The 12,809-nt window shown below is 63.0% G+C and carries 9 protein-coding genes; 4 read left to right on the top strand and 5 right to left on the bottom strand.

Translation table 11 applies throughout. From position 1 onward, the window contains the following. Positions 1-27: 27 nt before the first annotated feature. From HNQ60_RS10035 to HNQ60_RS10025, 3 genes are read right to left on the bottom strand one after another with little or no spacing between them, the layout of a single operon-like run. A complete protein-coding gene (locus HNQ60_RS10035; protein WP_184331841.1) occupies positions 28-747 on the bottom strand; it encodes an ABC transporter ATP-binding protein in 720 nt (239 codons plus the stop codon). Positions 748-752: 5 nt separating this feature from the next. After that, positions 753-2,177, bottom strand: a complete 1,425-nt coding sequence (locus tag HNQ60_RS10030; protein WP_184331229.1) for an efflux RND transporter periplasmic adaptor subunit — start codon at positions 2,175-2,177, stop codon at positions 753-755. A 55-nt stretch (positions 2,178-2,232) separates the two neighbouring features. Then, positions 2,233-3,654: an efflux transporter outer membrane subunit gene (locus HNQ60_RS10025; RefSeq protein ID WP_184331227.1), complete on the bottom strand. Its 1,422-nt coding sequence runs from the start codon at positions 3,652-3,654 to the stop codon at positions 2,233-2,235. A 329-nt stretch (positions 3,655-3,983) separates the two neighbouring features. Here HNQ60_RS10025 and cysD point away from each other — a divergent pair, with 329 nt between their 5' ends. From cysD to cysQ, 3 genes are read left to right on the top strand one after another with little or no spacing between them, the layout of a single operon-like run. Further along, a complete protein-coding gene (gene cysD, locus HNQ60_RS10020; protein WP_184331225.1) occupies positions 3,984-4,898 on the top strand; it encodes a sulfate adenylyltransferase subunit CysD in 915 nt (304 codons plus the stop codon). Beyond that, positions 4,898-6,823 (top strand): sulfate adenylyltransferase subunit CysN, encoded by a 1,926-nt coding sequence (gene cysN / locus HNQ60_RS10015; protein WP_184331223.1) that lies wholly within the window; start codon positions 4,898-4,900, stop codon positions 6,821-6,823. The genes cysD and cysN overlap by 1 nt, the downstream gene beginning before the upstream one ends. A gap of 14 nt (positions 6,824-6,837) precedes the next feature. Then, on the top strand, positions 6,838-7,662 hold the full coding sequence (gene cysQ / locus HNQ60_RS10010) for a 3'(2'),5'-bisphosphate nucleotidase CysQ (RefSeq protein ID WP_184331220.1): 825 nt from the start codon (positions 6,838-6,840) through the stop codon (positions 7,660-7,662). Here cysQ and HNQ60_RS10005 read toward each other — a convergent pair. After that, entirely contained in the window at positions 7,585-8,190 is a 606-nt protein-coding gene (locus HNQ60_RS10005) for a hypothetical protein (RefSeq protein WP_184331218.1), read from the bottom strand. The genes cysQ and HNQ60_RS10005 overlap by 78 nt on opposite strands. Positions 8,191-8,595: 405 nt before the next feature. Between HNQ60_RS10005 and leuA the strand changes: the two genes are divergently transcribed. Continuing rightward, positions 8,596-10,293: a 2-isopropylmalate synthase gene (gene leuA, locus HNQ60_RS10000; protein ID WP_184331216.1), complete on the top strand. Its 1,698-nt coding sequence runs from the start codon at positions 8,596-8,598 to the stop codon at positions 10,291-10,293. A 49-nt stretch (positions 10,294-10,342) separates the two neighbouring features. On the opposite strand, the gene HNQ60_RS09995 is transcribed toward leuA, so the two are convergent. Then, positions 10,343-12,691 (bottom strand): TonB-dependent receptor, encoded by a 2,349-nt coding sequence (locus HNQ60_RS09995; RefSeq protein ID WP_184331214.1) that lies wholly within the window; start codon positions 12,689-12,691, stop codon positions 10,343-10,345. Between the last annotated feature and the right edge of the window lie 118 nt (positions 12,692-12,809).

Here is a 12,809-nt window from a genome sequence, read left to right as displayed (position 1 = left end):
CGCGGCTCAAGCCTCGCGCCTGCGTTCTCATGCCCCCGTCCTCACTGGCGCATTCGCCTCATCGCTCTCGATCGTGCCGTCGCGAAACCGGACGATACGGCGGGTCCAGGCAGCGATGTCGGGCTCGTGCGTAACCATGGCGATGGTGATGCCGCGCTCTTCGTTCAGTGCTGTCAGCACCTTCATGATCTCGGCGCTGGTCGCCGTATCGAGATTGCCGGTGGGCTCGTCCGCGAACAGCACCTTCGGCTCCGACACGATTGCACGCGCAATCGCGACACGCTGCTGTTGACCGCCCGAGAGTTCGCTCGGCACGTGCGATTCGCGGCCGGTGAGCCCCACTTCGCGCAGCGCCTTTCGCGCACGTTCGTGCCGCTCTTCCTTGGGCACATGCCGATAGATCAACGGCAGCTCGACGTTTTCGAGCGCACTCGTGCGGCTGAGCAGATTGAATCCCTGGAAAACGAAGCCGAGGTAGTTTCGCCGCAGCAACGCCCGCTGATCCGCGGTCATCTCACCGACGGGCACGCCGAGAAAGCGATAGGTACCGCTGGTCGGCGTGTCGAGACAGCCGAGAATGTTCATGCACGTGGACTTGCCGCCACCGCTCGGCCCCATCACCGCGACGAACTCGCCCGGAAAGATCCGCAGATCGATACCGCGCAGCGCGCGGACTTCGCCTGCGCCGTGACCGTAGACCTTGGTCACCTGCGACAGGTCGATTACGGGCTGCGGCGCGGAGGGCATACCGGTCATGACTTCTGCGGCGTTTCGGCGTCGACGATGACGGCCGTGCCGGCCTCGAGCTTGCGCTCCATCGCCTTCTTCATCCGCTCGACGACTTCAGGCGGTGCGTTGTTCATGCGGTTCGCGTTCGGCATCTCGCCGATCGGCAGCACCTGAGTCACGCGACCGTCGGTCGCACCCGGCCGGAACATCACCATCGCAGGCTTGCCGTCCTCGAGAATCCACGCGCGGCCCATGCGGCGATTGCCGCCGCCCTGCTGCTGGCCGAAGTTCGGCCGGCGACCCATCTGCGGCATGATTGCCGATAGTGCGCTGCGCTGCTGTGCAGCGGGCGCGCCCGGAACATCGACACCCTCCGGCGTGAAGCGCAGCGCCGCATTCGGTATCAGGAGCGCGTCGGTGATATTCGTGGTCACGATCTCCGCCGTCGCGGTCATGCCCGGACGAAGCAGCAACTCGGAATTGTCGACTTCCAGCACCGTTTCGTAGGTGACGACGCCGGTCGAAGTCGCGCTGGCCTGCGAAGTCGACGACGAGCTCTTCTGCGTGTTGCTCGAAGCGAAGTGAACCTGCGTGATGTGCGCGGAGAACCGGCGCGAAGGGAACGCGTCGACTGTGAACGTGGCCTGCTGGCCGTTCTGGACCGATCCGACGTCCGCTTCGTCCACGGCGACGTGAAGTTCCATCTTCTTCAGGTCTTCCGCGAGTGTGAACAACACGGGCGCCTGCAGCGACGAGGCAACGGTCTGGCCGGGCTCGACCGATCTCACGAGCACCACGCCGTTGATGGGCGAGCGGATCTCCGCCTTGGCCAGGTCTGTCAACACCGTTTCGAGGCTGCCGCGCGCTTGCGAGACGGAGGCCTTGGCGGCCGCCTGTTCTCCATCCGCGCGCGCCACCGCGGCTTCAGCTACGTCGAGATCCTGCTGCGAAGGAATCTTGTTGTTGCTCAGCTCGCGCACTTTCAACAGGCGCTGATAGTTCGCTGTCGCTTCCTTCTCGCTCGCGATCGCCTGCAGTACGCGAGCTTCGGCCGAGGCGAGCGAGCTGCGGGCCTGAAGCAGCTGCGCATTCAGACGAGTCGTATCGAGCTGGGCGAGGAGCTGCCCCTTCTTCACGACGTCGTTCACATCGACGAGAACATTGCGCACGGTGCCGGAGAGCTCGACGCCGATATCGACCTGGTTGCGCGGTTCGAGATTGCCCGTCGCGGTAACCGTGACGGTGAGTTCGCCCTGGGTTACTTCCTGAGTCACGTACTTGGTCTGAGCCGTGCCCGCGCGCCCGAAAAAGAAATACGCCGCGCCCAGCAGAACCAGCGCAAGCACGCCCCATTTCACCCAGCGTCGCCACGGCGCGGGGTCCCGCTGGCCGTCCAGCGCCAGGGTTTCGGCGACTTCGGATGAAGGTGTGGTTTCGGTCGTGCTCACGACAGTACCTCTCGCGAACCCGAAGCAAAGCGATGCGTGCTTTCCATATCTGTTCTCATTGCGCCGGATAGACGGACCAGCCGCCGCCCAGCGCCTTGTAAAGGCGGATGAGATTGGAGGTGAGCTCGCCATCGCTGACGGCGAGCGAGTCCTCGGAAGAGATCAGTTGCCGGTCCGCGGTGAGCACGGTCTGGAAATCGACCAGTCCGGAGTTGTACTGCGTCAGCGCGAGTTCGCTCGCCAGCCGCGCGCTCGTCGCGGCGTCGATCAGCGCCGCATGGCGTCGCTGTTCATTCACCCAGTCGGTCAGCGCGTTCTCGACTTCTTCATAAGCTCCGAGCACCGTCGCTTCGTACGCGGCGAGCGCCTGATCGACGACCGCGTTCTGCGCCTTGATGTTCTGGCGCAGTGCGCCGGCGCGGAAGATGGGCATGTTGAGTGTCAGGCCATAGCGACTCGACTGCAGACCATCGGAGAGCAGGTCGCTTGCGCTGCCGGCCGTCACGCCGATCGAGCCGCCAAGAGTGAGGCTGGGATACAGCTCGGCAGTCGCAACGCCGACCTGCGCGGTCTGAGCCGCGAGTGCGCGTTCGGCACTGCGAATATCGGGTCGGCGCCGCAACACGTCGGCCGGCACGCTCGATACGACTTGCGTCGGCGCGACGGGAATCGGTTTGCGTTCATTCAGGACGGCTTCGAGCGCGCCCGGAGTCTGGCCCGTCAGCACAGCCAGTCGGTTCTTCGACGCTTCGAGACTCGACTCGAGCGAAGGCAACGCCGCGAGCGTCTGCGCGTAGCTGCTCTTGGCCTGTTCGACATCGAGCACAGTCGCGAGACCCGCTTCGGCGCGCCAGCCGGTGATGTCGACGACTTCGCGCTGGGACTCGAGATTGCGCTCGGCATACGTGAGACGTGCCTGCGCCGTGCGGACATTGACGTAGTTGAGGGCGACATCGCCGAGCAGCGTGATCAGCACATCGCGCAGATCCGCTTCGGTGGCTGCGAGCGAGGCAGTGGCGGCTTCCAGCGAGCGACGCTTGCCGCCGAACAGATCGATTTCCCAACCCGCGTCGAGGCCAGCGTCATAGTTTTCGTTCGGGCCGGTGCTGACGTCGGAGTCCGAGCGCGTGGCGCCGGCCGACGCATCGACGGCCGGCCAGAGGGACGCGGCGGCAATGCCCCGCCGCGCCCGGGCTTCGATGACGCGGGCACTTGCCTGCCGCACGGTCTTGTTCTCGGCCAGCGCCTGGTCAATCAGCTGGTTGAGCGTGGGGTCGTTGAGGACCGTCCACCAGCTCGCCAGCGTCGGCGAGTCGGGCCCCTCGACACGGGCATCCGACGGCTGCGGCGAATGCCAGGTATCCGGGACGGGGACTTCCGGTTCGCGGTAGTCCGGCCCGACGGCGCATGCCGTCAGGAGGCCGGCCAGCAACAGGGTGCCGCCGCGAAAAGCCAGGGATTTCAGCGAATCCAGCAAACGATCCCCTCCTCGACTACCGCCCCGCTCGAGGGCCGCTCAAATGGCCCACCTGGATGACCTGGGGCGCTGATGCGGGCGGATCATGAACAAGTCCGCAGTTACAGGGGGAAAAGAAGTGTTACCGATCGTAACCCGCAGGTCCCTGAATCGACGGCGAATTCCGCCGATCGAATGACCGCGGCGCGCTTATAACGTTCCGTGCTGTGCTCGGTCTGGACTGCGATATGCAGCTTTGCGCCGTTCGAGCACAATCGCTGCCCCTGTGACCAGGCCGTAACCGGCGCCATCGCCGTTCAAGCCCATTGCCGTTGAAGCATCGATAAGACATGACCCTTTCGCCCGCCCGACTGACGCACCTGCAGCGCCTGGAAGCCGAGAGCATCCACATCCTTCGCGAAGTCGTGGCCGAGTGCGAGCGGCCTGTGATGCTGTACTCCATCGGCAAGGACAGCTCAGTGATGCTGCACCTGGCCATGAAGGCGTTCTATCCCGCCAAGCCGCCGTTCCCCCTGCTGCACGTCGACACGACCTGGAAATTCCGGGAAATGATCGCCTTCCGCGAAGAGATGGTGGCGAAGCTCGGTCTGGAATTGCTGGTCCACACCAATCCTGACGGCCTGGCTCGCGGCATCGGTCCGTTCACGCACGGATCAGCCGTCCATACGGATGTGATGAAGACCCAGGGCCTCAAGCAGGCACTCGACAAATACGGTTTCGACGCGGCCTTCGGCGGCGCACGACGCGACGAGGAAAAATCCCGCGCCAAGGAACGCGTGTTCTCTTTCCGTTCGGCGCAGCATCGCTGGGATCCGAAACGCCAGCGTCCAGAGCTCTGGCGCCTCTACAACGCACGCAAACACTCGGGCGAAAGCCTGCGCGTGTTCCCGTTGTCGAACTGGACCGAGCTCGATATCTGGCAGTACATCTTCCTGGAAAAGATTCCGATCGTGCCGCTGTACTTCTCCGCGCCACGACCCGTCGTGAAACGCGACGGTGCGTTGATCATGGTCGACGACGAGCGCATGCCGCTCGCGCCCGGCGAAAAGCCCGATACGAAATGGGTCCGCTTCCGCACCCTGGGCTGCTACCCGCTGACCGGCGCAATCGAGAGCCGCGCCGACACCCTGCCGGCGATCATCCAGGAAATGCTGCTGACCACGAGCTCCGAACGACAAGGCCGCATGATCGATCACGACAGCGCCGCGTCGATGGAGAAGAAGAAGCAGGAGGGATATTTCTGATGTCCCACAAATCCGACCTCATCGCCACCGACATCCAGGCGTACCTCAAGGCGCACGAGCACAAGAGCCTGTTGCGCTTCATCACCTGCGGCAGTGTGGATGACGGCAAGTCGACGCTGATCGGGCGATTGCTCTATGAATCGAAGATGATCTTCGAGGATCAGCTCGCGGCGCTCGAGAGCGATTCGAAGAAGGTCGGAACGCAGGGGGGCGATCTCGATTTTGCGTTGCTGGTGGACGGGCTTGCCGCGGAGCGTGAGCAAGGCATCACCATCGACGTCGCGTATCGGTTCTTCTCGACCGACCGACGCAAGTTCATCGTGGCGGATACGCCGGGACATGAGCAGTACACGCGCAACATGGTCACCGGCGCATCGACAGCGGATGTTGCCGTGATCCTGATCGATGCTCGTCGGGGTGTGCTGACCCAGACGCGCCGTCACAGCTTCATCGTGTCGTTGCTCGGCATCAAACACGTCGTTCTCGCGATCAACAAGATGGACCTCGTCGAGTTCTCGCAGGAGATCTTCGACACGATCGTCGGCGAGTACCGCGACTTCGCGAAGCAGATCGGGCTCACTGAAATCAAGCCGATTCCGCTCTCGGCGCTGCGAGGCGACAACATCCTCGAAGGCAGCACCCGCATGCCCTGGTACCAGGGGCCGACGCTGATGGGTTATCTCGAAGCCGTCGAGATCGAGGACGACCTGCAGCAGCAGCCGTTTCGTCTGCCCGTGCAATGGGTCAACCGACCGAACCAGGATTTCCGGGGCTTCGCGGGCACGATCGCGACAGGTGTGATTCGCGCCGGTCAGTCGATCCGTGCGCTCCCCTCAGGCAGGACCAGCCAGGTGTCGCGCATCGTGACGCACGATGGCGATCTGGAGCAGGCTGTCGCTGGCCAGTCGGTCACGCTCACGCTGACTGATGAGATCGATATCAGCCGTGGCGACGTGATCGCCGCAGCCGATTCGCCGCCGGGTGTCGCCGACCAGTTCCAGGCGACGATCATCTGGATGCACGACGAGCCGATGCTTCCGGGCCGGCCCTACGTGATCAAGATCGGGACGCGAACCGTTACCGGCAGCATCACGACGCCGAAGTACAAGGTGAACGTCAACACACTCGAACACCTCGCGGCCAAGCAGCTCGAGATCAACGAGATCGGCGTGTGCAACTTGAGCCTCGATCGTCCGATTGCATTCGATGCGTACGCCGACAATCGCGAGATGGGTGGTTTCATCCTGATCGACAAGCTGTCGAACGACACGGTTGGCGCCGGACTCATCAACTTCGCATTGAGACGCGCGGAGAACATTCACTGGCAGGCGCTCGACGTCAACAAGACGGCTCGCGCGTCGCTGAAAGGCCAGAAGGCGTGCGTACTGTGGTTCACGGGCCTTTCCGGTGCGGGCAAGTCGACGGTAGCCAACCTGGTCGAGAAGCGCCTGCACGCGATCGGCCGTCACACGTACACCCTCGATGGCGACAACGTCCGCCACGGACTAAACAAGGACCTGGGCTTCACGGATGTCGATCGCGTCGAGAACATCCGTCGCGTGGCCGAAGTCTCCAGGCTCATGGTCGACGCGGGCCTGATCGTCCTGGTCTCGTTCATTTCGCCGTTCCGTTCCGAGCGCCGGCTGGCCCGGGAGCTCATGCAGTCGGGCGAGTTCTTCGAAGTGTTCGTCGATACGCCGATCGAAGAAGCGGAGAAGCGCGATCCCAAGGGCCTTTACAGGAAAGCGCGGCGCGGCGAACTGAAGAACTTCACTGGTATCGATTCGCCGTATGAGCCCCCCGAGAACGCCGAGATCCATCTGCGGACGGCGCTGTTCTCACCGGAGCAGGCGGCCGAGCAGATCCTGCAGACGCTGCGCGACTCCGGCATGCTCTACCCTGCGGACGACCTGTCAGGACTGTGAGTCGATAAGCGGCGATGCCGATGAGCAACGATGACCTCTCCGTTCTGCTGAGCGCAGTCGTCGATATCGCCAGGAGCGCGGGCATCGAGATTCTCGACGTCTATCGCCAGCCTTTCGATGTCACCAGCAAGGCGGATCAGTCGCCGCTGACGCAAGCGGACCTTCGCGCCCATCGCGTGATCGTGGAGGGGCTCGAGGCGCTGACACCGGATATTCCGGTTCTCTCGGAAGAAGCGAGCGACATTCCGTTCGAGACGCGACGACAGTGGCAACGCTACTGGCTCGTCGATCCGCTCGATGGCACCAAGGAATTCGTTTCTCGGAACGGCGAGTTCACGGTGAACATCGCGCTGATCGAGCGCCACGAACCGATCCTCGGCGTCGTGCACGTGCCGGTGAAAGACACGACGTATCTCGGTTCGATCTCGACGGGCGCGCTGCGGCAGACTGGGTCCCAGTCGCCCGAGCGGATCCGTGTGCAAACGCCTCCTGCACAGCCGCTGCGTATCGTCGGCAGCCGCTCACACGCGAGCGCGGGCTCACTCGATGCGTACGTGGACAAGCTTGGTCCGCACACGCTGCTCAGTATTGGAAGCTCGTTGAAGTTCTGCCTGGTCGCGGAAGGCAGCGCTGACTTCTATCCGCGCTTCGGTCCAACGAGCGAATGGGACACGGCCGCGGCGCATGCGGTGCTGGATGCCGCGGGCGGCGCGGTACTCGATCTTCAGGGGCAGCCGTTCCGCTACAACGCGCGCGAGGGACTATTGAATCCGCACTTTCTTGCGGTCGGCGACCGTTCTCGCGACTGGCTCGGCCTTCTCGGGATTCCTCGCGGCTGATCCTGCGTCGTTCGCGCGTTCGCTGTCTCCCGGCATTACAGGGGCCTGAACTCTCACGAAGATCTGCGCACCTCGCGTCGACCCGTCATTCGCCGGCAGCAGGCTCGTGAAGCGAATCGGATACTCGCCCGCCGTATCGGGATGAACGCAAATGTCATTCTTGCGACGCTCGAGGCCCATGGCGTCGCGCTGATCCTGCCGCACGCTGACGGAAAGCGGTGCGCGCTTGACGATCGAACGGTCCTGCTGCGAAGCGATGATTTTCAGCGACGTCAGACAAAACCGCTCGCCGACGTTCAGCGCGATCACGGCCGGATCGGTTTCGACCCGGGAAATCGCCACCCTCTTGAGCGCGAAGTCGGCGAGGTCCGACGCCATGAACAGGTGCCGACCTGCCTGTGCAGGCTGATCGCCGGCCGAGGATGCGGCATCGCCCACGACGACCCACACGATCTGGAAATCCGCAGCCTGCGCTCTTGGAAACAGGGCGATGAGGAGCAGGATCGTCGATGTGAGATTGATTCGCATGAAACCTATGTCCGCAGGGACTCCTTCTGAAACCGGACTGGGACCCCTTCGGACACGGTTACCGCCACTCAATACCCCAACACCGCGCGACCCCGCCCGGTTCCTGAGAAAAAACCGGTATTTGCGCGCCGCCGGGGGGCTGCGGGCGCGATCCGGCGCCTTGCAATCGGCCGGAAGGTGCTGCTAGATTCAGGCCATGCGCATTCACCAGCATATTCCGGCCCTGCCCCTTCGTGGCGGCCTGCTGCTGCGTGCGCGCCTGCACCTGCGTCGCTAGACGCAAAAACTCTGTAAAGCGGCGCCTGCCGAAGGGCGCTCTCCAAAAAAGATCGAGTTTTCATGGCGACTGATCGCGGTCAACGACCCGACGGCGCGCAAAGTCTGGCCCCACAGGAATCCAAAGTCATGATGAAGGAACCCTCCGCCAAGTATCGTTCGTTCGCACCGATCGATATCAAGGACCGTACCTGGCCGAACAAGGTCATCACCGCAGCGCCGCTGTGGTGCAGCGTCGACCTGCGTGACGGCAATCAGGCACTCATCGAACCGATGGACGCCGCCCGCAAGCGGCGCATGTTCGACCTGCTGATCAAGACCGGATTCAAGGAGATCGAAGTCGGTTTCCCTGCCGCGTCGCAGACCGATTTCGATTTCGTGCGCGAGCTCATCGAGCGCAACCTGATTCCCGATGACGTGACGATTCAGGTCCTGACGCAGGCGCGCGCCGAACTGATCGAGCGCACCTTCGAATCGCTGCGCGGCGCCAAGCGCGCCATCGTTCATCTCTACAACTCGACTTCGACCGTGCAGCGCCGGGTCGTATTCGGTCTCGACCGCGCCGGCATCATCGACATCGCGGTGCAGGGCGCGAAGTGCGTGATCGAGCAGGCACGCAAACAACCGAAGACCGAGTGGTACTTCGAGTACAGCCCGGAGAGCTTCACTGGCACGGAGCTCGATTTCGCAGTCGAGATCTGCAACGCCGTGACGGGCGTATGGCAGCCGACCCCGGACCACAAGGTCATCCTGAACCTGCCGGCCACGGTGGAGATGGCGACGCCGAATGTGTATGCGGACCAGATCGAATGGTTCGGCCGCAACATCGCGAATCGCGAATCGATCGTGCTGTCGGTGCATCCGCACAACGACCGCGGCACGGCGGTAGCCGCGGCTGAGCTGGCGGTCATGGCTGGCGCCGATCGCGTCGAAGGCACGCTCTTCGGCAATGGCGAACGCACCGGCAACGTCGACGTCGTCACGCTGGCGATGAATCTCTACACGCAGGGCGTTCATCCGAATCTCGACTTCTCGAACATCAACGAAGCCGCGCGCTGCGTTGAGCAGTGCAATCAGCTGCCAATTCATCCGCGTCACCCATACGTCGGTGATCTGGTCTTCACGGCGTTCTCTGGTTCGCACCAGGATGCGATCAAGAAGGGCTTCGCGGCCCGCAAGGAATCGGATACCTGGGAAGTGCCGTACCTCCCGATCGACCCGCGTGACCTCGGTCGCACGTACGAGTCCGTCATTCGCGTGAACAGTCAGTCGGGCAAGGGCGGTATCGCCTACCTCATGGAACGCGACTACGGTGTCTCGATGCCGCGGCGCCTGCAGATCGAGTTCAGCCAGGCCGTTCAGGCAGTGACGGATGCGACCGGCAAGGAACTGCTGTCGGATCAGATCTGGGCGATGTTCCAGAAGGAATATCTCGAGCAGAGCGGCGCGTACGGCTATGTCTCGCACCAGCTGACAACGACGCAGGCTCATCCCGAAATCCAGAAGCTTGCGATCAAGCTGAAGTGCAACGGTCAGGGCGCCCTGCTCAATGGCGAAGGCAACGGTCCTATCGATGCGCTCGTCGATGCGCTGGGTTTCCGCTTCGATGTGCTTTCGTTCGAAGAGCATTCGATCGGCACGGGCAGCAATGCGCGCGCGATGTCCTGCGTGGAGATCACGACGCCAGCACGGACGACGCTGTTCGGCGTCGGCATCCACGAGAACATCGTGACGGCTTCGCTGCTTGCGGTGCTGAGCGCGGTGAATCGGGCGCTTCAGCGCAACCTGCTGGATGATTCGATGCCGGTGGCATCGGCCAGAGGCTAATGCCAGTGATGAAGCGACGACGGCCGGATCTCGACCGTCGTCGCTGTCTTTAGAAGTCGAAGCTCGCTGACAAGAACCAGTTGCGCGGCCGCGAGTAGATCACTTCCGCATATCCCGCCGACGTGCTGTACGAAGAATTGCCGGCAACCCGGTAGGTCTCGTCGGTGACGTTGTTGACGCCGCCGCGAATCTTCCAGGCATTCAGCTCCAGGGTCAGCATCGCGTTCAGCAGCGTGACGTCCTCGAGTTGCGCGACTTCGACGGAGTTCGCGGCGTCGAAGTACTGCGAGTCGGTGTACGACACATTCACGCGCGGAGTGAGCGTGGCGTTGCCGATCTCGAAGTCATAGCCAATGCCCAGGCTGCCCTGCCACTCCGGCGTGAAAGGCAATCGATTGTTGGGTCCGACTGTCTGGCTCGTTCCGGGCACGACGGCGATTTCATCGAACTTGTTGTCGAGGTAGCCGACGCTGCCTTCGATGATGAGCCGGCCCGGTGCGTAGGTCAGCTCGATCTCGCCGCCTTCGATCGATGACTTGCCTGCATTGAACAGCAGCGGGACGATGCCGAGGCGGTAGGTGAGCTGCATGTCGTCGTAGTCGGTCGAGAAGATCGCGGCGTTCAGGCGCACGCTGCCGCCGAATTCCGACTTGAATCCGAGCTCGAACGTTTCGGCGGTTTCTTCATCGAAGGCCACCGGCAGATTGCCCGGAGGCGCGAGGTTGTAGCGCTGGTTGAAGCCGCCGCTCTTGAAGCCCTGCGACCAGCTGAAGTACGTCATGACTGCGTCGTTCCAGCGATACTCGATGCTGGCCGAGCCCGTCGTGGATTCGTACTTGTTCTCGAACGGCTCGGGAATGATGTTCAACCCGGGGCCTGCGACTCCGGGCGTGTTGAGCGTGGTCGGGATCACCGTTGGCGCAGTCAGCGGCGTCGTAGTGAACGAGATGATCTCGATTCCCTTGGTCTCTTCCGTGTAGCGAACACCGGCCGTCAGGCTCAGGGCATCCGTGATGTCGTACGACCACTGCGTGAATAGCGCCCAGTTGTCGTTGTTGATGAAGGCTCGCTGATAGTCGCGCGAGCCTGGGATCGCACCGGACGCAACGAGCGGAGGCGGCGCGGCGAACGGGACCTGCAGGAAGTCGTCGATCGACTCTTCGAAGTAGAAGAGGCCCACGACGCCTTTGACAGGTCCTGCGTCGACGAGCGCCTGAAGCTCCTGGCTCCACTGATCGCCATCGCTCGCGTAGTCCGTGTGGAGAACGAGCAGGCCTGTGTTGTCTGCATCGCGACTGCCGCTCCACGACAGCTCGCGATAGGCACTGATGGATTTGAGCGTCAGCGCGTCGCTGATCTGCCAGTTGAGAACGGCCGAGAGGCCCCAGTTCTCGAGTTGGCTTTCCGCGGGTGCGCTGCCGCCGTTGGTGTATTCGCCGAGTCTCCACGTGGCATCGTTCGCGCAACGCGTGTCGACGACGTTGGGTGGGACGAACGGCGGTGGGAACGTAGCGCCGGGACAGCCCGATCCGCGGCTGATCGCGGCTGGAAACGCCTGCCGGCCATTGATCGTTTCGAACACGAAGGGCGAGCCGTTCTCGTCCTCCTTCGTGTAGTCGCCGCGCAAAGTCAGTGTGACGGTGTCCGTGGGCAGCCAGCGAAGTGACGACTGGAGCGTGTAGCTGTCTTCGTCGCCCAGGTCCATGCCGTCGAACACTCGGGTGACGTAGCCATCACGCTGGCGTGCGCCCGCGGAGATGCGCGCAGCGAGCGTGTCGCCCATCGGCACATCCACGGCGAGGAACCCTTCGCGAAGATTGTCATCGCCGATTCCGACGCGGGCCGTTCCGCCGAACTCATTCCCCGGCAGGGTCGTCGTCAACAGAACCGCGCCGCCGATGGTGTTGCGACCGAAGAGCGTCCCCTGCGGGCCGCGCAGAATCTGCACATTCGCGATGTCGCGAAAGTCCATGACGCCGCCCACGGAGCGACCCATGTAGACCTCATCGATATAGAGACCGACGCCGGGATCGACACCCGATGAACCGTCGCTCTGACCGATGCCGCGAATGTAGATCTGAGCGGCGGAGTTGTTGCCGGTCAGCGGTCCATAGCTCGCGAACTGCAGGTTGGGCGCAATCTGATCGAGATCTTCCGTACTCACGATCTGCTGGCGTTCGAGCGCGGCAGCCGAGAATGCGGAGATCGCAATGGGTGTGTCCTGCAGCGACTCTTCGCGACGTCGCGCAGTAACGATGATTTCCTCGAGTGAGGCCGCGGATGCGCCGGCTTCGGCACCGGTGGCCGCAGCGGGAATTGCGGAGACGGTTGAGAGAGCAAACAGCGTGGCAGCGAATCCCGCCTGTCGGCGAGACTCGGGACGATTCGGTTCCATCATGACGTCCCCCGACGTTTTGAATCTGATTTATTGATCGATACGACCAGGCGAATGGCCGACGATCATTGTATGGCGGCCTTACAGTAAGTCAACATGACAGAGTTCCGCAAGCATTGCG

Origin of the sequence: Povalibacter uvarum (assembly GCF_014202975.1) — a bacterium.
GTDB classification, from domain to species: domain Bacteria; phylum Pseudomonadota; class Gammaproteobacteria; order Steroidobacterales; family Steroidobacteraceae; genus Steroidobacter; species Steroidobacter uvarum.
The sequence above is the reverse complement of the archived record's forward strand: the minus strand, read 5'-3'. Positions and strand labels throughout refer to the sequence as shown.